A 21,655-nucleotide genomic window follows, 5' to 3' on the forward strand; every position below is an offset into this window, starting at 1 on the left:
GATTACCACAGGCAATTACAAAAAATACTTAATGTTTCAATGAATGTATATAATTATATGCTTCTTCTATATCCTCTTCAGAATAATTCTGCTTTTTCTTTAACGTAAACACCTTTTCCTTTACTTCTGCCTTAGGAAGGTCGTCAAAATAAAGAATCGTAGATACAAGCTCCAAAAACTTTGAAGGATGGGTATTCATGCTTTCTACCATCCCTTTTGCCTTTTCATTGGGCCATTCTAAAGGAAATTTCTTTAAAAATGTTTCTCCGTCTTCTGTAAGGGCATAACGGTATTGGTAATAGCCGGCTTTCTTTTCCTTGACCTCTTTTACAAATCCCAGATTACTCAGCTCCTCCACTCTCAAGGTCAGTTCTTCAGAGTACGGGCCAAACATATGGAAATTGTATCTCTCTTGAAAAGGGAGCTTCAATTTTTTGCTGATGTATACCATCTTTTGCAGCTTTTTACGTCCTACGACTTCTCCTGCGTCTTTTAATAACGCCATTACTTTCGCGTGTTCAGTCAGCACTGGCAAGCGCCTCCTCTGCCCAGATAATTCATTTCTGCCATCTATACTTGTCACTTCTATTTCCTACTGTTTCGCCTGCGAAACCTTCCTCTTATGTTTCTAACAAAATTTCTTTAATTCGTTGCTTTTCCTTCTCATGGCCTTTTGTCTCCAGAAGATCCACAGGAAAATACAGCTTGTGATCCGTTCTTTTTTTTCCTGATATGGCTTCGACTACATCTGATTCCCTCGATAACTCTCTAAGCTTCCCGTTTGGCATTAACAAATGAATAGGCATCCGCTCTTCTTCTTCTCCCGGCCGGTAAAAATCATAAGGAAGATCAGAGGAAAAATCAATAACAAGATAGTATTCCGGGTCAATTTCTGCTTTGCGGAACAGTTCTTGAAGTTCGCCCCATTCATTCATGACAAAGTTCTGGTCAAATTCCACGTATTTAAACAAGCGGCGGTTCATAAACCGCTGGCACAAATCTTTAAGTATAGCATCCTCTTCATCCTGCCAGGCTTGAAAGTAAAACAATACGACTGATTCATCTAAACGAAGGTACTCTTCTAAGGTGAGGGATTCATTAAAAAAACCTTTAAAATGGGCGGGTTCCTGTTTAAAGCTGTAGCCTTTATCATATAAAACACGTACACGACGCAATATTTTACTTAAAATAACTTCGGCGCTTCTCGTTACTGGATGAAAGTATACTTGCCAGTACATCTGATAGCGGCTCATTATGTAATCTTCCACTGCGTGCATGCCGGTATATTTTACAACAGCCTGGTCTTCCGTAGGTCTCATTACCCGAAGGATACGTTCCATATCAAAATGGCCGTAGCTTACTCCTGTATAAAAAGCGTCCCGCTGGAGATAATCCATGCGGTCAGCGTCAATCTGACTTGATATCATGCTGACTACCAGCTTGTTAGGGTAGGTTTTTTCAATAACATCAGCAACCTGCTGGGGAAAATGATCCCCCATCCTTTTAAGAACCTGGTTGACTTCGGTGTCTCCTACAATGATTTTTCTCGTCCATGTTTCGTGGTCCGTGTGAAATACTTTTTCAAACGAATGAGAGAACGGGCCATGCCCTATATCATGAAGAAGAGCCGCACATAAACAAAGGAGCCTTTCTTTTTCATCCCAGTGAGGCCTGCCTTCGAAGCCTTCAATAATACGACGCATGATTTCATATACTCCCAGTGAGTGGTTAAAGCGCGTGTGCTCAGCACCGTGAAACGTGAGGTACGTTGTCCCAAGCTGACGGACACGACGCAGACGCTGAAATTCCTTCGTTCCAACCAGCTCCCAAATGAGTTCGTCACGCACATGGATATAACGGTGCACCGGGTCCTTAAATACCTTTTCTTCTTTCAACGTTCGGTTGCCCTTTCCCATGGCCTACCCTTCCTTTGCCTTCGGTCTTTTTTGTTATACCTCATTATACCTAAGATCGAAACATAGGGAAACCTGTCATTTACGGTGCCTGGCACCGAAGATGGCTGTAACATTGTTTCTTACGCTTTTCCTTTTATATCAATAATTATTGTGAGCAAATTGTTACAAAGACTTGAGGTGCCAGGCACCCCAGCCAAAAAAAGACTCCTCCATTAGCGGGAGGAGTCTTTCGCTGCTTCGATATCGGCAGAATTCTCTTTTCTGTCTTCGGATTTTGAAACAACATAAGCGCATGTTGCATCACCTGTAATATTAACCGATGTTCTGATCATATCGAGGAGACGGTCCACACCGATGATTAACGCGATTCCTTCTACAGGAAGGCCTACCTGGTTTAATACCATGGCCAGCATAATCATCCCTACCCCAGGAACACCTGCCGTGCCAATACTTGCCAATGTAGCAGTTAACACGACCATCACTAAATCTGTAAAGCCGAGCTGAACACCATATACCTGAGCAATAAACACTGTAGCTACTGCCTGCATAATGGCAGTACCGTCCATGTTAATGGTTGCTCCCAGAGGCTGCACAAAACTACTGACCGACTTTCTTACACCCAATGCCTCCTGGGCTGTTTTCATTGATACAGGTAAAGCTGCAGCAGAGCTGGACGTACTGAAACCTAACGTCATTGCCGGGAAAAACCCTTTGTAAAAGCTTAACGGGTTTCCTTTTCCAATTAACCCAATGGCCAGGCTGTACGTAAAGACTGCATGTATAAGGAGAGCACCGATAACAGTGACAATGTACATCACCATAGAACCTAAGGCTTCTAGTCCTGCATCCCCCAATGCAGAAGCAATCAGGGCAAACGCTCCATACGGAGCGAACTTCATAACAAGGGTTACGAGGAACATGAAGATATCGTTTCCCTGTTCAAACAGTTTGACAATTCCTTCGGTTTTTTTACCCAGTTTCGCAAGGGCAATCCCAATAAAGATGGCAAAAGCAATAATTTGAAGCATTTCTCCGGCTGCCATAGCTTCAATTGGATTATCTGGAATAATTTCCAGAAGCGTATCCATAATCGGCGGTGCTTCTTCTTGTTGGAATTCTTCTTCCCCGCCGGCCTGCTCCAACAGGCCTTCCTGACCAGGCTGAACGATATACGCCAGACTCAGACCGATAACCAGGGCAATAGCCGTCGTAGCCAGGTAAAAGCCAATCGTTTTGACGCCAATCCTCCCCAGCTGTACCGGGTCATTTAATCCCGCTACCCCTAAAACAATAGAGATAAAGACAATGGGCACTACGAGCATCATGATAAGGTTGAGGAACAGCTGTCCCACTGGAGTCAAAGCATATGTATCAAGTGCTTCGAACACGTCAGCAGGAACAAAATTCAGCCCCAAACCAACAACGACACCTAATACCAGTGCAATTAATATTTTTTTCGTTAAACTCATAACTATATCTCCTCTCTCAAACGAGGGGTCTGTTTGCTTGGCTGCTTCCTTACTCCTAAATTCCTTATTTATAAAATTTTTAAACTTCATTGCTTACTTCAGCAGCCTGAAGCCAAACCCCTTACCAAACAACCGCTATGCGGATACAGGTATTAATAAAACAAATCATTTCCTAATCTTTCCTCTTTGTCACTTAACAAAAAAACGGCCTGCCTTTACAACCAAAGGACAGGTCGTTCTTGCCTATTTATGATTTCATGCGACGTTGGACTTTTTCTAGAAGCTGCTCTTCATCAGGTGCAGCTACCGGACGATTATTTACGAACGCAAAAGACTTTTTCCGGCCAGGTCCGCAATAAGATTGACAGCCAATATCTATTGTAGCCTTTGAATCAAGCTTCTTTAGCTTTGGCAGCAATGTTTTCAAATTGGTGGCCTGGCAGTCATCACATACACGAAATTCGTTAGCCATGTTCCTACCAATCCTTTCATCAGTCATTCTCCCGGAATGATTTTGCATGCTATAGTATACCACATCGTCTATTGAAAGCAATGAAAGATATTAGCATTTTATGCATTCACAAGAAAAGAAGCACCTGACCTTTATAAGTCTTTCTTGTTACAAAGCCTTGCTCATCCCCGCCATGTTATACTAAGTGAGGAGAAAATTCTTTTGCAGCAAGAACAGAAGCATCCTGAAATCCATAAAAACGAGGTACCAAATGATGAATATACTAGAAAGCGCGATAAGTAATCAGTCATGGCGGTGGATCGACCATTCAAGCTCAGGCCTTCAGTTTAATGCCCTACAGTCATTTGCCATGGATGATACGTTATGTACGAGTACCGGGGAAGGAAAATCGCCTTCCGTTTTACGGGCCTGGGTTCACTCTCCTACCATTGTTCTTGGCATACAAGACAGCAGACTGCCATCGGTCCAGGCTGGAATAAACTACTTAAAAGACCAGGGGTATGACGTGATAGTCAGAAATTCCGGAGGATTAGCGGTAGTCCTTGATGAGGGCATTCTAAACTTGTCGCTGATTATGACAGAAAAGAAGAAATTCACCATCGACTATGGCTATGACATGATGTGGAAACTTATTCAAGAAGTATTTACAGATTCTCCAGGTAAGATTGAAGCTTACGAAGTCGAAGGATCGTATTGTCCCGGCAGCTACGATTTAAGCATCAACGGACAGAAATTTGCCGGTATATCTCAGAGAAGAATTCGCGGTGGGGCTGCTGTCCAAATTTATTTATGTATGACAGGAAGCGGTGGGGAAAGAGCGGCCTTGTTAAAAAACTTCTATGATAAAGCTGTCGCAGGCGGAAAACCAAAATTTTCCTGGCCAAAAATCAAGCCGGAAGTCATGGCTTCCCTCTCTGAACTGTATGGAACTGAAATCACTGTAAATGATGTACTTTACCGCCTTCTTACTTTTTTTCAAAACAACGGAGCATACCTTCAAACCTCTCAGCTTACCAATGAGGAGATCCACCTTTTTGATTACCAGGTCCAGCGCGTTACGGAAAGAAATAAAAAAGCACTGGAAAGAAATAAAGATATTTCAAATCATTTATAATGAGGACGCAGGGAATTCTGATTCTAACTGGTTTGTTTACGGAAGAAGGCAGCAGCCAAGAAGCAGGAGCTGATGGTTGTTGCCAGATTCATTTAGTCATCCAAGTGGAAAAAGAAGTCGAAAGACGGTCCCTTTCCCTTCCTCGCTGTCAACTTCAATCTTCCCATTATGATCATTGACGATTTTATAGGTGACCATCAGGCCCAAACCGGTTCCTTTTGCTTTTGTCGTATAAAAAGGCTCCCCTATTCTTTGAAGTGTTTCTTCATTCATTCCACAGCCCTCATCCTCTACCTGGATTACTATGTCTCCCTTTTCCTTTTTAGCTGTTAACGTGATACAGCCGCCATCCTCCATCGCATCCATGCCGTTTTTAATTAAATTAATAAAAACCTGTTTCATCTGGTTACGCGTGCATTCGATCCAGCAGTCCTCTCCCAAATGAGACTGTACCGTCACATTTCTCAAAGAAGCCTCAGGCTGCAGAACATCGATAGCTTCACGAAGAATCTCTACCAGGTTATTTGCTTCCTTTTCGCTTATTGCAGGCTTTGCCAGCGTCATAAAGTCAGTTATAATTTCTTCCATTCTTTGTAGTTCTGACAAGGTAATATCTATGTAATGGGGGTTTGTTTCTTTTTCATACCTCATCAGCTGCAGGAAGCCTTTAAGGGAGGTCATCGGATTTCTAAGCTCATGAGCTACACCTGCTGCCATTTCTCCGACAACTTTAAGCTTTTCAGCTTGCATTAACCGATCTTCAAGCGTTTTTCTATTTGTAATGTCACGGTGAATCGCTAAATGTTTGCCAGGAAGCAGGTTTGCTTTTGCGACATATTCAATAATCCGGGCCGACCCGTTAGAATGCTCAATTACATATTCTCCTTTGACTTCTCCTTTGCGGTTCAGTTCCTTTATCCAGTCCTTGTTATACGTAAAAAAACTGATTAGTTTTTGCTGTACCTTTTCTTTCGTTCTTCCAAAGATTTCGCACAAGGCTTTATTAACGTCAAAGTGTACCCCCTCATTGTTAAAAAAAGACATGCCATCTGAGGCTTCATGGAAAACAGAAAAATACAATTTTGTTTTCTCACTTTCCTCTCTTTCCCCGTGCTTTCGCTTCGTTATATCCTGAGAGGTCACGATCACTTCCGTAATCTCTCCCTCTTTAATCACAGGATGTATGATTGTAAAAAAATAACGATCCAGGTAAAGACTCTCAAACTCCACTCTTTTCCCTTCAAAGCCGGCCGCTAAGTATTCATTCAGACGAGCGGCAATGTGCAAAGGAAAGATTTCTTCTGCAGTCTTGTTTTCCATGGCCTTCAGCTGGACGTCCAGTTCATCATCCGCTTTTCCTCCACAATACGTAAAGACAAACGTATCCTCTTTTTTTCGGACGATACTTAATAATGAATATAATTGTTCTAAGATGAAACGGTTATCTAATAATTCCTTACTTTGAAAAGATGCACGGTCCTCATAAATGTTAGCATCCTTTACGTAACCTCTTTGCAGTTTATCATTCATAGTGTTCACCCGATTATCTTTATTGTTTATTCCTGATTCAGGGATATCACCTAAAACGTACCTTTCCTTTATTCTATAGTTTTAATATTTAGAAATAAATAATAATAGTGAAATTTATAAATAAAGTTTATTGTTTATCTTTTTTGTTTCACGTGAAACAAAAAGTCTGCCCATGTAAAATAGACAGACTTTGGTATTAATTGCTTGTTGTTTGTACTTTCTTTTCCATAATTCCCTGCATAGCTGTGATCAAAGCCAAGCTGTATACGTCATTCACACTGCATCCCCGGGATAGATCATTTACAGGTTTGTTCAGCCCCTGAAGAATTGGACCAATTGCATCGTATCCTCCCAATCGCTGGGCAATTTTATAGCCAAGGTTGCCTGATTCCAGGCTTGGAAAAATAAAGACGTTTGCCTCACCTTGAAGCGGGGAGTCAGGAGCTTTTTTCTGGGCTACTGCCGGTACAAATGCTGCATCAAATTGGAACTCGCCATCTATAACAAGATCAGGACGTGATTCTTGTGCCATATTCGTTGCTTTGGAAACCTTTTGCGTTTCCTGAGAGGAAGCTGAACCTTTTGTTGAAAAGCTTAACATTGCCACTTTAGGGTCAATGTCAAATGCTTTAGCTGTTTCAGCAGTAGAAATCGCTATTTCCGCAAGCTCATCTGCATTTGGGGAGATATTAATAGCACAATCAGCAAAAACAAACTGCTTGTCTTCTTTTACCATAATGAAGACCCCAGATGTTCTTTGAATACCTGGCTTGGTTTTGATAATTTGCAACGCCGGGCGGACAGTGTCGCCAGTGGAATGGGCAGCACCACTTACCAGTCCGTCTGCATAATTCTCATAGACAAGCATTGTTCCAAAATAGTTCGCATCTAACAGCTTTTTCCTTGCTGATTCTTCTGTTTCTTTTCCCTTGCGCCGCTCTACGAAAGAAGAAACAAGCTTATCAAAATTCACGTATGTTTTCGGGTTAAATATCTGTACGCCTTTAAGAGATACTCCAAGATCTTCTGCTTTTTCATGAATCTCTTCCTTATCCCCAACGACGATTGGTTTCACCATGTCATCTTCATGTAATTTTGATACGGCTTTTATAATCCGCTCATCATTTCCTTCTGGAAATACGATAGCCGGTTTATGCTCTTGGACCTTGGTTTTAATTTTATTAAAGAGATCGCTCACAAGCAATTCCTCCTAGTTTAAGTCTTAACACGATTTAGTCAACCTTTAGGATACTCCTCTTATTCTTAAAAATAAACCGACTTGCATAAAATAATCAAAGTATTAATTTTCTAAAGGTTTTCTTTTTTTGCCATTCTTATTGTTAAGCGCTTTCAGACACTCGAGGGTGGTTTTTAAATAATAACCTTTGTTATATTAATGCATTTATATGAATAATAATACTATAATCACTTTCATTTTTATTAGCTGCTCTTTCCTATACCTGAATCACATTTTCCTTGAGCCTTGTTTACGTATTCTCTACCCTGTTTTCTCCTTTCTTAGTCTTCCCTGAATTGTTTTTTCCATGAAAGCGAATCACTTTAGCACCCCTTACTCTTCCCTATGGTAAAATGGAAAAATAACGGCAACTACAGGGAGGGGAAAAAATGAGCCCAAAAGTGGGGATGGAACCCATCAGACGCAAACAAGTCATAGAGGCTGCGAAAGCCTGCATGCTTTCTAAAGGGTTTGATCACTTTTCTATTAAGGATGTAGCAGAAAAAGCTCAGCTAAGCACAGGGGTGATTTACCACTATTTTAAAAATAAGCAGGACCTCTATGTACATGTCCTGAAGGACTCCTTTGGGGAAACGGAACTTATGGTTAGAGAGGCTGTGACTAAAGAGAACAGCTACCGGGATAAGTTCTCTGCTTATTTAGAAGTGGTGGCTGCCGTTCCTGAGGACAACCCTGATTTTTATATCATCCTTTTAAATTACCTTGCCCAGTCTCCTTACAATGATGATGTGAAACAAATCATCTCTAAATTCCTGATTAACCTTCAGGGCTTTATTGAAGACATTCTTCAACATGGCGTGAATGAAGGACGGCTTACACCATTAGAGCAAAAAACAATTTCTCAGATGATTACAAGCCAGGCGATGGGTCTTGCTTTTCAGGGGATGCTCCTGCCCCAGGAAGAAAGGAGCAGCGTGTTAAAAGATGAATTCATAAGAATTTTCAAACAATATGTTGATTAATACCTGGCTTGTTCCTATAATGTACTTGAAAGCGTTTTTATAATGAATATTCAATATAAAACAGGAGGCTGATTATGGCATATTCATATCTCTTCTCCCCCTCTACTATTCGAGGAATGGAAATGCAAAGTAAAGTGATTATGGGGTCAATGCATGTGGGACTTGAAGGCGAAGAAAACGGTTTAGAGAAGCTTACGGCTTTCTATGTACGCCGTGCAAAGGAACATGTGGGATTAATTGTAACAGGAGGAGCTGCTGTGAGTCCGGAAGGAAGCGGCGGCACTCACTTTATGTCCATATATAAAGATGATGACATTGCTCATTGGAGAAATCTTACCGATAAAGTTCATGAAGCCGGCGGTAAAATTGCGCTGCAGCTTTTTCATGCCGGTCGTTACGCATACAAAGCCGCAAACGGACTTGAGCCGGTTGCCCCCTCTCCTCTTCAGTCTCCTATCAACCCTGATCAGCCCAGAGAATTAACAGACAGTGAAGTAGAAGAATTAATAAGGTCCTTTTCCTCTGCTGCCAGGCGGGCAAAGGAAGCCGGCTTTGATGCTGTTGAGATTATGGGATCTGAAGGATACCTTATTAATCAATTTGTTTCTCCTGTCACTAACAAACGTACGGATCGATGGGGAGGAAATTTTGAGAACCGGATCCGTTTTTCCCTTGAAATTGCAAAAGCAGTCCGCCGTGAGACAGGAAACGAGTACCCCATCATCTTTCGCATGTCCGGCCTTGACTTAATTGAAAACAGTACCACTGAAGATGAAACGTTCTTGTGGGCAGAGAAGCTGGCTGAAGCAGACGTGGATTTGCTTAATATCGGTATAGGCTGGCACGAATCAAGGGTCCCTACTATTTCGATGAAGGTTCCAAGAAACAATTTTGTCTATATAGCTGAAGGAATTAAAGCCCACGTCCCTATTCCTGTCGTTGCTTCCAACCGAATTAATAATCCAGATGATGCTGAAGCTATTCTCAAATCGGGGAAAGCAGACTATATCTCTATGGCCCGTCCCTTCTTGGCAGACCCTGAGATCCTTACTAAAGCCAAAGAAAACCGCCTCCAGGAAATAAACACCTGTATCGCCTGTAACCAAGCCTGCCTTGACCATGTTTTTGAAGGGAAATCAGCCTCCTGTCTTGTTAATCCTGAAGCTGGCCGGGAGCTCACACTCACACTTTCACCCGCAGCCAAGGCTAAGAACATTCTTGTCATAGGAGGCGGACCAGCTGGATTGGAAGCTGCAAAGACAGCAGCCTTGCGGGGGCATAAGGTTACTCTGGCTGATAATAAAACTGAAATCGGCGGCCAGTTAAATTACTCCCGGATTGTCCCCGGAAAGTCGGAGTTTAACGAAACGATTCGGTACTACAAAGCAGTCCTCGAAAAAAATCAAGTGGCGATCCACCTTGGTGAAACGATTGTTGAAGACCATCCCCTCGTCAAAGAGGCTGATGAAATTGTAGTAGCAGCAGGAATCATTCCACGCACTCCTGAAATAACAGGTATAAACCACTCACACGTGATATCCTATCAGGATGTTTTTGAAGAGAGAGCAAACATAAAAGGAGCTGTTGTCATCATTGGCGGAGGCGGGATTGCCTGTGACCTTGCTTCCTTTTTATATGAAAAAGGGCATAAAGACATCTCTATGCTTCAGAGAAGCAGTCGTTTTGCGAAAGGAATTGGAAAAACGACAAGGTGGGCAACGATTCTTGAATTGAAAAAGAAAGGAGTTCAAATGCTCGGCGGCGTAACTTATAAAGAAGTTCTACCTGAAGGCGTGCTTGTCTCCATAGAAGGAGAGGACAAAATGATCAAAGGTGAAACTGTTATTACCGCCAGCGGGCAGCTTCCAAACCCTGCTCTCTACGAAGCGATCAGCCAGACAGGCAAGCCTGTACATGTGATTGGGGGAGCCAGACACGCTCTTGGCCTTGATGCAAAAAAGGCAATTTATGAAGGGACGATGACCGGTCGGGCATTATAGTAAAATGACCCCGTAAGTAAGGCGGGTGACCACGAAAATACAGGAGGAGACATATCATGAAGCAAAACACTGTCTTATACGAGAAAAAAGAGAACATTGCCCACATTACTTTAAACCGTCCGGAGGTGAAAAACGCCCTGAACCTGGACATGCATAATGAATTGTTTGATTGCTTTAATGCAGCTGCCAACGATGGAGAAGTCAAAGTGATCCTTCTTCAGGGCTCTGGAGATTCCTTCTGTGCGGGAGCTGATTTAAAAAGCGTTCCTGTAGAGGAAGACGAACTTTTTGATTATGGCCATTACCTTCGTGAAACCTATAACCGCCTCATTTTGTTTATTGCCGATATAAAAAAACCAATCGTTGCATACTTAAACGGGATAGCTGTCGGTGCCGGTTTATCCATTGCCCTGGCCTGTGATTACAGGGTAGCCGAGTACGATTCAAAGCTTGCTCTCAGCTTTCTTAAAATTGGTCTCGTACCTGATGCCGGGGCCTCTTACTTTCTCCCCCGCCTTGTAGGATTAAGCAAAGCAATGGAGCTGTCCCTTGGAGAAACCCTTTCTGCCGAAGAAGCCTATCGTATAAATCTTATCACTAAAATCGGCAGTGCTGAAGATTTCGCACAAAAGTTGACTTCGGTACCTGCTGAAGCATACGGGCTTATGAAACAAAACATGACTGAAGGGTTTGAAAAAAGCCTGGCTGAAGTCCTTGAAATGGAAGTATCTGCTCAAAGTCTGGCCGGACAGACAGAGGAACACCGTCAAGCGCTTCTTTCCTTTATGTCGAAAGGAAAGAAATCTTAATTTGCCTCTCTATCATTGACAAGCCCTTCATTTAGAACCTGAAGCTGATCATAAAAAGTGTGTGTCGTTTCGGCGAGAGAACACTTTATGGTATAGTATTCATGGATTATTCTAACAAAGGGAGTGTTTAACCGTGGCTCAAGCTTCACAAACTTTAGATGGCTGGTACTGCCTGCACGACTTCCGGACGATGGATTGGACATCCTGGAAACAAGTACCCAGTGAAAAACGCCAAAGAATTATTCATGATTTTTTAAATATGGTAGAAGGCTGGCAGCAAGTAGAAGATAATGAAGAAGGCAGCCATGCTCTGTATTCAATCGTTGGGCAAAAAGCTGATTTCATGATGATGATTCTTCGCCCGACGATGGAAGAGTTAAATGAAATTGAAAATGCTTTTAATAAATCCGGCCTTGCAGATTACACCATTCCTGCTTATTCCTATGTATCTGTGGTGGAGCTTGGAAACTACATGCCTCCAAAGGATGGAAGCGATCCAACAGAGAACCCTGAGATCCGCGCAAGGATTTATCCGATTCTGCCAAAATGGAATCATATTTGCTTTTATCCTATGGATAAAAAGCGTGAAGGTAATGATAACTGGTACTCTCTTCCGATGGACGAACGCCGGGAGCTTATGAGAGCTCATGGCATGACAGGACGTAAGTATGCCGGCAAGGTTAAACAGATTATTACCGGTTCAACTGGCTTTGACGATTGGGAGTGGAGTGTGACGCTCTTTGCCCATAATGTCCTGCAATTTAAAAAGATTGTCTATGAAATGCGTTTTGATGAAGTATCCGCTCGTTACGGAGATTTCGGACCATTTTACGTTGGAAACCTCCTGGAGCCATCAAAAGTAGAATCTTTTCTTTATGTGAAATAGCTTTACCTGCCTTCCGGCCTTATTGGGACGGAAGGTTTTTTTTGGTTCTTATCTCTCCCTAGACACATGACTCTATTACTTTTTGAAAATCCATTCCCACCTCCTATTATCGAGCATATTGTATGGGAGGTAGGCATAAATTGAATCAGCGCCTATTTAGTTAACAACAACTAAAAGAGGTGAATGTAATGGCAATCATAAAAGCAAACCAAGAAGATCGGAAAATCATGGCCAGACTTATGAGGGCTGAAGCAGAAGGTGAAGGAGTACTGGGGATGCTTTTAGCCGGTAATGTGATGGTGAACAGAGTTTTTGCCGACTGTATGGATTTTGTAGATATCCGCACCATTCCGCAAATGGCTTTCCAGTCACCTGGAGGATTTGAAGCTGTTCAGAAAGGCTACTTTTACCAGCGGGCCAGAGAAAAAGAAATCAGGCTTGCAAACAGGTTAATTAATGGGGAAAGATTTCATCCAGCTGAGGCTTCATTGTGGTTCTTCAGACCTGATGCACCGTGTCCTGATGAATGGTTTGGCCAGCCAAATGTGGGGCAATTTAAAGCTCACTGCTTTTACTCACCCAGACCGGAAGACTGTCCAGAGGTTTATCGATAACTGAAAAAGGAGTGTGGCATATGCAACGTCATGAACAACAGTGGCAAGGTCCAGCTCAGCAACAGACAGGAGGGCACACTGGATATCCAAGTCCTCAAGCCCATGGAGGTCAGCCAGCCATGGCTGGGGGCCACCAAGCAGGCCAGCATGCCCACCAGCAGCCTGGAATGACGGCTGGTATGCAGCAGCCCATGCACGGAATGCAGCAGCCCATGCCTGGACAACAACAAATGATGCCTGGGATGATGCCCGGACAACAACAAATGATGCCTGGCATGCAGCCCGGGATGATGCCCGGACAACAAATGATGCCTGGCATGATGGCGCCTCAACAACAGCAGCCCGGCTTTCCTCAAATTCCAGGTATGCTTCCTCTTGAACAGTCGTATATAGAAAACATTCTGCGTCTGAATCGAGGAAAGCCAGTCACCGTGTACATGACGTTTGAACAGAATCCGGACTGGGGATCCATGGTATTTGAAGGAATTGTGGAAGAAGCAGGACGAGATCATATTGTTCTCAGTAACCCTGAAACCGGCCAGTGGTATTTATTATTAATGGTTTACTTAGACTATATTGTGTTTGAAGAAGAGATTGAATATGACTATCCGTTTAACGATGTCCCTCCTCTTGCCGGATATGCTCCAAGGTAGGTCGTAAAGCTCCCAGCTATGGGAGCTTTTTTATTGTAAAGTGCTCTTAAAACTATTGATCCTTATACTCCCTTTTAACCCTTTCCCATGATTTCCTCTAACAGTTGAATCCACCCGATTCTCCTGGAACTGCACTTGGCCTTATATTCCCCGATTCCGTTGACCCACCGCCGCCCTGTCTCTATATCCGGGACAAAAAAATTTTTGGTTCTCCACTTGAAAGTCAGCAAAGGTCAAATTATAATGTTTATAAGGTCAAAGTTAGTCAAAAGTTAATGTAAGGTAAAGCATAAAATCCTTCCCGTCTTTTGGAATTAACTTTGGTCTTTCCTAAAATAAGCAGGCATTATAGTCAGGGTAACTTATGGTTGTAGAGCTTTCCTTTGTAGAAAAGCATAAGGATTGAAAGTCAGTTAAAGTCAAACTATAATAAAGTTAAGATCAATATTGGTCAAATTACCGTAAAATAATTCCCGTTGATGACAAAGACACTATCAGTTAGTCATTAAATACGCAGGAGGTAATAGTATGAAAATGTGTGAGCAATGCAAACAGCGTCAAGCACAAATTGAATTGCATATGAATATAAACGGAAACAAACAAAAGCTTACCCTTTGTAATCATTGCTACGAGAAAATCAGAAACAGTATGAAACAGCCGTCAGGATTTCATCCACACGGTCAATCAAATCCTTTTGACCACTTTTTCCAAGATATCATGAAATCTAACATGGGAAGCCAGGATATACCTTCTGAAAAAGCCTCTCAAACAGGAGGCCAAGGCGGCGGACTATTAGACGACCTTGGAAAAAACTTGTCACATGCTGCAAGCGCTGGATTAATTGATCCTGTCATTGGAAGAGATAAGGAAGTTGAAAGAGTTATTGAAACGTTAAACAGAAGAAATAAGAACAACCCGGTTCTTATCGGGGAGCCAGGGGTGGGAAAAACAGCGATTGCAGAAGGCCTTGCACTTCGAATTTCTGAAGGACAAGTCCCTGCAAAATTAAAAAATAAAGAAATTTACTTGCTTGATGTTTCTTCACTAGTCGCCAATACAGGCATCCGAGGACAATTCGAGGAAAGAATGAAGCAGCTGATCACAGAATTGCAGGAACGGAAAAACGTTATTCTCTTTATTGACGAAATTCACCAAATTGTTGGCGCAGGTTCCGCGGAAGGCTCTTCAGATGCAGGAAATATTATGAAGCCTGCATTGGCCAGAGGAGAAATACAGGTGATTGGAGCTACGACTCTTGCAGAATACCGAAAGATTGAAAAAGATGCAGCGTTAGAACGCCGCTTTCAGCCTGTTATGGTTAATGAACCAACTACTGAGGATGCAGTAAGCATTCTAAAAGGATTAAAGGAAAACTATGAAAAATTCCACAGCGTCTCCTACTCTGATGACGCCTTAACAGCGTGCGTTACCCTTTCTAACCGCTATATTCAGGATCGTTTCCTTCCTGATAAAGCCATTGATCTAATGGATGAAGCAGGCTCTAAAATTAATCTTTCCTTTACAGAAGAAGATGCAGGCGACATCCGAACAAGATTAGAACAGATTGCAAGCGAAAAAGAAAAAGCGACAAGGCAAGAGGATTATGAGAAGGCTGCTAAACTTCGCGATGAAGAAGCCAAGCTCACCAAGCAATTAGATGAGTCAGAAAAAGAAAATAACAGTTCTTCAAATAAAGCAGCCGTCACCGTAGAAACGATTCAGGAAATTGTCGAGAACAAAACAGGGATTCCAGTCCGCCGCCTGCAAAAGGATGAACAGCAGAAAATGAAAGATCTTCCTGAGCGTTTAAACAAAAAGGTAATTGGTCAGGAAGAGGCAGTCATGAAAACGGCAAAAGCCATTCGCCGAAACCGTGCCGGACTTCGTAAAGGAAACCGTCCGATTGGTTCTTTCCTCTTTGTCGGACCGACAGGCGTAGGAAAAACCGAGCTGTCAAAATCACTTGCCAAAGAAATCTTTGGAGATAAAGAAGCAATGATCCGCCTCGACATGAGTGAATACATGGAGAAGCATTCTGTTTCCAAACTAATTGGTTCTCCTCCTGGATATGTAGGTCATGAAGAAGCCGGACAATTAACCGAACGTGTCCGCCGCAAACCATATAGTATCATTCTTCTTGACGAAATTGAAAAGGCTCATCCAGATGTCCAGCATATGTTCCTTCAAATTATGGAAGACGGGCAGCTGACAGATAGTCAAGGACGGACAGTAAGCTTTAAAGACACCGTGATTATTATGACTTCCAATGCAGGCTCAAGCGTTAAAAAAATTACGGTAGGCTTTGGCAGCAAAGATGAAGCTGATGCAAAGGTTATGGAAGGTCTGACAGATTACTTTAAACCAGAATTCCTAAACCGCTTTGACAGTATTATAGGCTTTAAAGAACTAACCCAAGAAAACCTGGTTGCCATAGTTGATCTTATGCTTGCTGATATCATTGAAGCAGCAGTTGAACAAGGAATTACTCTTCATATCAGCAAAGAAGCCAAAGAGCTTCTGGCAGAGAAGGGGTATGATCCTGCATACGGAGCCCGTCCTCTTCGCCGCGTCATTGAAGAAACAGTAGAAGACGGAATCGCTGACTTAATGCTTGAAGAAGATCTGCTTACAAATATTAAAGTCATCACAGAAAACAATGAGATCCGTGTTAAAAAACAATAACAAAAAAGGGTTTCCTGCACCATCAGGAAGCCCTTTTTCTCTTATCAGAGATAAGTTAGAGAATTATTAAATTAAAAACCCTTCTTCCCCCCTACAGACGGACGCTATCCACGGGCAACGCTTCAGCTTCCTCGGGAAATTCGCCCTGCGGGATCTTCAGCTGTTGCTTTTCCCGTTGGAGCCGCCGTCTTTCGGTTAAGGAAATCATAAGTTTACTCTTACTATACTTCTCATAGAAGACTGTAAACCTGTCTCTTTATGTACGTTTTCTCGTAAAAAAGGAATACTCGATCAGGAAAATAATCAGGGATTAATACCTTTTGCAGACACAGTACAATTCACTGTTTTCTTACCGCCTGGGGAGCGGCTAAGAAGGATTGTGAATGAAATGAAGAGGGCTTCCTGCACCATTAGGAAGCCTTTTTCTTATGCTTTTATTACATGGACTACAAGCAGAATCCAGGAAATAATAAATGCCATGCCGCCAATAGGGGTAATTGCTCCAAGCCAGGACATGCCTGTAAACGTCATTGTATACAAGCTTCCAGAAAAAATAACAATCCCTGCGAACATCACCCAACCGGCCCATGCTAACAAGGCGGATTCTCCTGCATATGCGGCTACCAATCCGATGGCTAAAAGGCCCAGTGCATGCATCACATGATACTGAACGCCAGTTTGATACACTTCCATCAGCCGATCAGTAACCCTTCCTTCTAATCCGTGAGCTCCAAACGCCCCTAATCCTACAGCTAAAGCCGCATTTATTGCGCCGAGTATTACAAATATCTTCCACATTCCTTGTCACCTTCACTTCTTTTTACTTTATTGCAGCGATTATTAGAATTCAAGGAGGCTTCCTTCAGAAGACGGAGTTTCCCCTGGCTTATTTTGTTTAGGAGGGGACACCGCCTGGCTCTCACTCATCAAGGGTTTTTGAATGGTCTGATAGTTTTTTGGGGGCAATGAATGATTGCTGAACGTTTCTTCTTCGCTTTCTAAAAGGAGATCACAATATGCTCGAATGAGACGAGCATGCTCTTTTATCGCTTGTTCATCTTCCCCGCGCTCTTGCAAGCGAGCGGCTTCTGTTTGTATTTTATGGATAATGGTGTGAGCTGAAATATTCACTCTGCTCACCTGCCCTTTCTATTTTTGCCTTATTATAACATAGGAAAGTGACGGGTAAGGAATGAAGAATTACACGGTCGGCTCTTTCACCTTTTCCATGAAATTTTCCAAGGCAGCTAAATGTGTAATATTTTCATTACACTCCTGACTGTCTGAACATATATAATGTCCTAGTGATTTATAATAATTTGGATCACTTGTACTTGTAGCATTTGTGACAGCTGAAACAAATGAAACCTTGGTCTGCTTCTGACAGAAAAAGCATATATTTTTATGTTGCACTGGAGTGTACTTTCCTTCAATTCCAATCCACTCACCGTTTTGTTCATAGACAATGAATTTTTTCTGCAGGCTAATATCATTCCACCCTAGATAAGTAAGTTTTGAAAAATCTATTTCTTCAAGATCAGGCAGGTTTAGTTTTTTATTTTTCTTAAACAACTTTCTCAGTGTATCTTCTGATACTGATGGAAACGAAAGGATATAGGAAGATAAGGAATGAAGATAATTGTGAAAATCCTGCTCTTGTTTCAGATCAATGATCAAGCCGAGCATTTGTCTCTGCTGGTTTGTCAGCCCTTCAAATTGAGCCAGTATTTTCTCCTCAGCATTTGCTTTCACCGCACTAATAACTGATTCATCTTTTACCTGAAGGTAATTTTTTTGAAGCTGAAAGGCCTGCTGTTTTATAAAGTTATATTGGTGGTTATAAATAAAAGGTTCCATGTTGTTCCCTCTCCTTTTGGAAGCTGATGTAGGTGCCGCCTGAACTCTCTTGTAGCGTCTACTTATCTCTGCCCTTTATTCTCCCCTGTAAAAACCTCTCTTTTCCTAAATTAAAAAAAGGGTGTAAGAAATCCTCCACTTCCGCGTCTTTCTTTTCCTGATTCCTTACGAAGAAGGTCCTGAAAATGGGTAGATTTAGGCGCTCGTGCTTTCAGGGTATACTTCCTCCAGCTTTTCTCCTTAAAACAATAACTCTTGTCAGCTTACTAAAAAAGGAACCCTTTTTCAGGTTCCTTTTCAAAACTGCTTATTTCTTTATTCTAGAAGAGATATCTCCACTAATCGGTGTGATCGGCTGCACGTTTTCACGGTTGGCTACGAACTCAGGTCGCGGCTCTTTGCCGGAAAACGGCTCCTGAAGCTTATTGGTAATCGAGTTATAGACAAAGAAAACATTGCTTCGCGGATAAGGAGAGATATTCCCTGCAGATCCGTGCATCGTGTTGCACTCAAAGAACAACACAGATCCTGCCGGACCGGTTGCACGGTCAATGCGTCCTCCTGCCTGGTCCACCAGCCACTTCATGCTTTCATTATCCGGCACCCCAAGCTCCTGCTTTTGAAGAGAGCTCTTATAGTTAGCATCCGGAGTTTCACCAGGGCAGGAAACAAACCATTTGTGGGACCCTGGGATCAGCATAAGCGGTCCATTGTATTCATAGTTGTCCGTAAGAACAATTGAGCAGCTGACTGCACGCATGTTCGGCATGCCGTCCTCTACGTGCCATGTTTCAAAGTCAGAGTGCCAGTAGAATTCTTTCCCTTTGAAACCGGGCTTGAAGTTAATACGGGATTGATTAATGTACACCTGATCTCCTAAAAGCTGCTCAGCAACCTTTACAATTCGCTCATTTTTTGAAAGCTCTTGAAAGAAGTTCCCATCTTTATGAGTCTCAAAAACAGAACGGATTTCATTGCTTCCCGGTTCCTTGATCACATCGTCAGCATCTCTGCTTTCATTCTCTTTCATCGTACTATCCAGTTCTTTTTTCATGATTTCTACTTCTTCATCATTAAACATCTTCTCAAAGAGTAAGTAGCCATTATTTTCGTAGAAGTCAAGATCCTTATGGCTTAAAGGGCCTTTATCTCTTGATTCTGAATGAATTACTGGATCTTTTCTTTCAATTATTCGCGTGTTTTCGCCTTTCCTGGATGGATATAAATCTTTTTGCATTGCTAAACACTCTCCAATTAAAAGATTCAAATTTTAATGCATAAAAAGGGGGGTCTTTCGGCCTGCTTATTTCTTTTCTATAACTATTCTCTATGCTAGAATAGAAATCAGGGTCCTCTGACCAGGACCCTGAAAACTGCTTTGAGAAGAGACAAGTTCATAGGCAGGATCTGCCGTCTATGAAGCAGAAATCTTAGCGATTGTCAGAGTTATTGTTTGAGTTTTCGCCGCCCTTTTGACCGATGTCCTGGTAGAACTCCTTGCCATGCTCACGGCTTGTCTTTTCTCCACCTTTTTGACCGATTTCCTCGTAGAACTCTTTATCCTTTTCTCGGCTTGTCGTTTCCCCGCCCTTTTGACCGATCTCCTCATAGAAATCTTTACCATGTTCCTGGCTTGTTGTTTCGCCGCCTTTTTGGCCTATTTCCTCATAGAATTCCTGGCCGTGCTCACGACTGGTCTTTTCTCCGCCTTTACGTCCTGCTTCTTCTCGACTCATGCGATCATTATTACGTGCCATACGTACATTCCTCCTCATATAAATATCAAATGATTTTTCAGTTGCACGAAACAGCTCTTGTTCATAGACTAGTCCTTTAGCAAGGGTTAGCGATTATTGTTGTTAGACCTGCTTTCCCCGCCTTTTTGACCAATATCCTTGTAGAAGTCTTTTCCGTGTTCACGGCTTGTTGTTTCGCCGCCTTTTTGGCCGATCTCCTCATAGAAATCTTTACCATGCTCACGGCTTGTTGTTTCGCCGCCTTTTTGGCCGATCTCTTCGTAATGATCCTGACCATGTTCCTGGCTTGTTGTTTTCCCGCCTTTTTTCCCGATTTCCTGGAAATGCTGTTTGTCATATTTTTCGCTGGTGGTTTTTCCGCCTTTTTCCCCGATTTCTTCAAAGTGCTCTTGATCATAGCGCTTGCTTGTTGTTTCGCCGCCTTTACGTCCCGCTTCTTCACGGCTCATATTGTTATTGTTTTTGTTATTGTTTTGTGCCATGATAATCATCCTCCTTAAAGGTAATTATTTCAATAACAGTCATCCACTCACTTACAACTTCCAACTATACGCAGAGGGGTGTTTATCTTATTTATCTGATTTATCTGAGTTAGAGTTGCTGCTTCCGGAGTTCTTTCCACCCTTTTTGCCAATCTCTTCAAAATGCTCTTGACCGTACTTTTCCTTTACTTTCTCGCCGCCTTTACGTCCCGCTTCTTCGCGGCTCATGTTACTATCAGAGTTGCTGCTTCCGGAGTTTTCTCCACCCCTTTTACCAATCTCTTCAAAATGCTCTTGACCGTACTTTTCCTTTACTTTCTCGCCGCCTTTACGTCCCGCTTCTTCACGGCTCATATTGTTATTGTTTTTGTTATTGTTTTGTGCCATGATAATCATCCTCCTTTGTTTATTGTTCACTGTTATACCACTTGAAGTTTCTTCTAAACTTCTTATTTAGAAACGAGGGATAAAGTTTCTTTCTTATTTCTCGGAATCTGAGCTTTGGCTTCCGGAGTTCTTTCCACCCTTTTTGCCAATCTCTTCAAAATGCTCTTGACCGTACTTTTCCTTTACTTTCTCGCCGCCTTTTTTTCCTGCTTCTTCACGGCTCATGTTATTGTTATTATTGTTATTGTTTTGTGCCATGATAATCATCCTCCTTGATTTTTTCATTTCCACTACAGTGTTTTATATTCCTATTTTTGTAATTGCATAAACACTCTTTTTCTAAGCCCTTTGACAATCATTACTAATGACTTATTTTGTTGTTGATAGCTGTTTATCCGTTGAGAATACTTCTTAAACATTTACAATTAAATTCAAACTCATAAATGAAAAAAGCTGTAGACAGAAATCCACCAGTGAGCACCTTTTCGCCTGGTTATTGTTAATTTTCCCCTAAAGTTTAAAAGGGCAGGAGGTTGCCTGGTTTTAATAATGCTTTCTCAATCAAGCCACTTCATTTCTGCTACCACCCACTATGTACAAGATCCTCTTTAACAGAGTGCTTTTTCTGGCTTCTCTTTTCCTTACCTTACTTAAAACACCCTTCCCCCATGCCATAAACGTAGGCAAGCTATGGACAGCCACATGCGATAAATAAATCGTCCACCTTGTCACTCACTGATTCCAAGGGATTTGGCTATTATTCCAGCCAAAACAAAGGTAGTTTGCCCTTCCTGTAATTTTTCGGCA

At 42.2% G+C, this 21,655-nt stretch carries 22 protein-coding genes; 8 read left to right on the forward strand and 14 right to left on the reverse strand.

Annotation, left to right across the window (positions count from 1 at the left end; translation table 11 throughout):
* Window positions 1-28: 28 nt before the first annotated feature.
* The 4 genes from ACFPU1_RS02085 to ACFPU1_RS02100 all read right to left on the reverse strand — a co-directional run bounded on the left by ACFPU1_RS02085 (window position 29) and on the right by ACFPU1_RS02100 (window position 3,857).
* The gene (locus ACFPU1_RS02085) at window positions 29-529 is read right to left on the reverse strand and encodes a YwgA family protein (protein WP_385938006.1); all 501 of its coding nucleotides are present in this window, start codon (window positions 527-529) and stop codon (window positions 29-31) included.
* 91 nt (window positions 530-620) lie between these two features.
* Window positions 621-1,916: an HD domain-containing protein gene (locus ACFPU1_RS02090; protein WP_054636295.1), complete on the reverse strand. Its 1,296-nt coding sequence runs from the start codon at window positions 1,914-1,916 to the stop codon at window positions 621-623.
* A 212-nt stretch (window positions 1,917-2,128) separates the two neighbouring features.
* Window positions 2,129-3,385 (reverse strand): dicarboxylate/amino acid:cation symporter, encoded by a 1,257-nt coding sequence (locus tag ACFPU1_RS02095; RefSeq protein WP_385938009.1) that lies wholly within the window; start codon window positions 3,383-3,385, stop codon window positions 2,129-2,131.
* 247 nt (window positions 3,386-3,632) lie between these two features.
* Window positions 3,633-3,857, reverse strand: a complete 225-nt coding sequence (locus ACFPU1_RS02100; RefSeq protein ID WP_054636317.1) for a DUF1450 domain-containing protein — start codon at window positions 3,855-3,857, stop codon at window positions 3,633-3,635.
* A gap of 253 nt (window positions 3,858-4,110) precedes the next feature.
* Between ACFPU1_RS02100 and lipL the strand changes: the two genes are divergently transcribed.
* Window positions 4,111-4,971, forward strand: coding sequence for an octanoyl-[GcvH]:protein N-octanoyltransferase (lipL, locus tag ACFPU1_RS02105; protein WP_385938242.1), 861 nt, complete (start codon window positions 4,111-4,113; stop codon window positions 4,969-4,971).
* 96 nt (window positions 4,972-5,067) lie between these two features.
* Here lipL and ACFPU1_RS02110 read toward each other — a convergent pair whose 3' ends face one another.
* Entirely contained in the window at window positions 5,068-6,501 is a 1,434-nt protein-coding gene (locus ACFPU1_RS02110) for an ATP-binding protein (protein WP_385938012.1), read from the reverse strand.
* Window positions 6,502-6,697: 196 nt separating this feature from the next.
* Entirely contained in the window at window positions 6,698-7,699 is a 1,002-nt protein-coding gene (gene pta, locus ACFPU1_RS02115; RefSeq protein WP_054636289.1) for a phosphate acetyltransferase, read from the reverse strand.
* A gap of 428 nt (window positions 7,700-8,127) precedes the next feature.
* On the opposite strand from pta, the gene ACFPU1_RS02120 reads away from it, so the two are divergent.
* From ACFPU1_RS02120 to ACFPU1_RS02150, 7 genes are all read left to right on the forward strand, one after another.
* Window positions 8,128-8,721 carry a TetR/AcrR family transcriptional regulator gene (locus ACFPU1_RS02120; RefSeq protein WP_385938015.1) on the forward strand — a complete coding sequence of 198 codons (594 nt, stop codon included), beginning with the start codon at window positions 8,128-8,130 and terminating at the stop codon, window positions 8,719-8,721.
* 74 nt (window positions 8,722-8,795) lie between these two features.
* Window positions 8,796-10,721, forward strand: a complete 1,926-nt coding sequence (locus ACFPU1_RS02125; protein WP_385938018.1) for an oxidoreductase — start codon at window positions 8,796-8,798, stop codon at window positions 10,719-10,721.
* Window positions 10,722-10,777: 56 nt separating this feature from the next.
* A complete protein-coding gene (locus ACFPU1_RS02130) occupies window positions 10,778-11,530 on the forward strand; it encodes an enoyl-CoA hydratase/isomerase family protein (protein ID WP_385938021.1) in 753 nt (250 codons plus the stop codon).
* A 133-nt stretch (window positions 11,531-11,663) separates the two neighbouring features.
* Window positions 11,664-12,416 carry a hydrogen peroxide-dependent heme synthase gene (gene hemQ, locus ACFPU1_RS02135; protein WP_385938024.1) on the forward strand — a complete coding sequence of 251 codons (753 nt, stop codon included), beginning with the start codon at window positions 11,664-11,666 and terminating at the stop codon, window positions 12,414-12,416.
* Window positions 12,417-12,604: 188 nt separating this feature from the next.
* The gene (locus tag ACFPU1_RS02140; protein WP_385938026.1) at window positions 12,605-13,030 is read left to right on the forward strand and encodes a cell wall hydrolase; all 426 of its coding nucleotides are present in this window, start codon (window positions 12,605-12,607) and stop codon (window positions 13,028-13,030) included.
* Window positions 13,031-13,149: 119 nt separating this feature from the next.
* Entirely contained in the window at window positions 13,150-13,683 is a 534-nt protein-coding gene (gene gerQ, locus ACFPU1_RS02145) for a spore coat protein GerQ (RefSeq protein WP_385938245.1), read from the forward strand.
* Window positions 13,684-14,211: 528 nt separating this feature from the next.
* Complete coding sequence (locus ACFPU1_RS02150; protein WP_385938029.1) at window positions 14,212-16,365, forward strand: ATP-dependent Clp protease ATP-binding subunit; 2,154 nt, start codon at window positions 14,212-14,214, stop codon at window positions 16,363-16,365.
* A gap of 426 nt (window positions 16,366-16,791) precedes the next feature.
* Here ACFPU1_RS02150 and ACFPU1_RS02155 read toward each other — a convergent pair whose 3' ends face one another.
* The 8 genes from ACFPU1_RS02155 to ACFPU1_RS02190 all read right to left on the reverse strand — a co-directional run bounded on the left by ACFPU1_RS02155 (window position 16,792) and on the right by ACFPU1_RS02190 (window position 21,106).
* On the reverse strand, window positions 16,792-17,163 hold the full coding sequence (locus ACFPU1_RS02155) for a DUF423 domain-containing protein (protein ID WP_385938031.1): 372 nt from the start codon (window positions 17,161-17,163) through the stop codon (window positions 16,792-16,794).
* Between the two features lie 42 nt (window positions 17,164-17,205).
* Window positions 17,206-17,496, reverse strand: a complete 291-nt coding sequence (locus ACFPU1_RS02160; protein ID WP_385938033.1) for a DUF5327 family protein — start codon at window positions 17,494-17,496, stop codon at window positions 17,206-17,208.
* 69 nt (window positions 17,497-17,565) lie between these two features.
* On the reverse strand, window positions 17,566-18,222 hold the full coding sequence (locus ACFPU1_RS02165) for a FusB/FusC family EF-G-binding protein (RefSeq protein WP_385938036.1): 657 nt from the start codon (window positions 18,220-18,222) through the stop codon (window positions 17,566-17,568).
* A 307-nt stretch (window positions 18,223-18,529) separates the two neighbouring features.
* Window positions 18,530-19,459 (reverse strand): ectoine hydroxylase, encoded by a 930-nt coding sequence (gene thpD, locus ACFPU1_RS02170; protein ID WP_385938039.1) that lies wholly within the window; start codon window positions 19,457-19,459, stop codon window positions 18,530-18,532.
* 193 nt (window positions 19,460-19,652) lie between these two features.
* The gene (locus tag ACFPU1_RS02175; protein ID WP_054636280.1) at window positions 19,653-19,979 is read right to left on the reverse strand and encodes a KGG domain-containing protein; all 327 of its coding nucleotides are present in this window, start codon (window positions 19,977-19,979) and stop codon (window positions 19,653-19,655) included.
* A gap of 86 nt (window positions 19,980-20,065) precedes the next feature.
* Window positions 20,066-20,461 carry a glucose starvation-inducible protein B gene (locus tag ACFPU1_RS02180; protein WP_385938043.1) on the reverse strand — a complete coding sequence of 132 codons (396 nt, stop codon included), beginning with the start codon at window positions 20,459-20,461 and terminating at the stop codon, window positions 20,066-20,068.
* An 87-nt stretch (window positions 20,462-20,548) separates the two neighbouring features.
* Window positions 20,549-20,848, reverse strand: a complete 300-nt coding sequence (locus tag ACFPU1_RS02185) for a general stress protein (RefSeq protein ID WP_385938046.1) — start codon at window positions 20,846-20,848, stop codon at window positions 20,549-20,551.
* Between the two features lie 93 nt (window positions 20,849-20,941).
* Window positions 20,942-21,106: a hypothetical protein gene (locus tag ACFPU1_RS02190; protein ID WP_385938049.1), complete on the reverse strand. Its 165-nt coding sequence runs from the start codon at window positions 21,104-21,106 to the stop codon at window positions 20,942-20,944.
* Between the last annotated feature and the right edge of the window lie 549 nt (window positions 21,107-21,655).

It is taken from the genome of Thalassorhabdus alkalitolerans (assembly GCF_042656525.1).
Classification (GTDB): domain Bacteria; phylum Bacillota; class Bacilli; order Bacillales; family Marinococcaceae; genus Thalassorhabdus; species Thalassorhabdus alkalitolerans.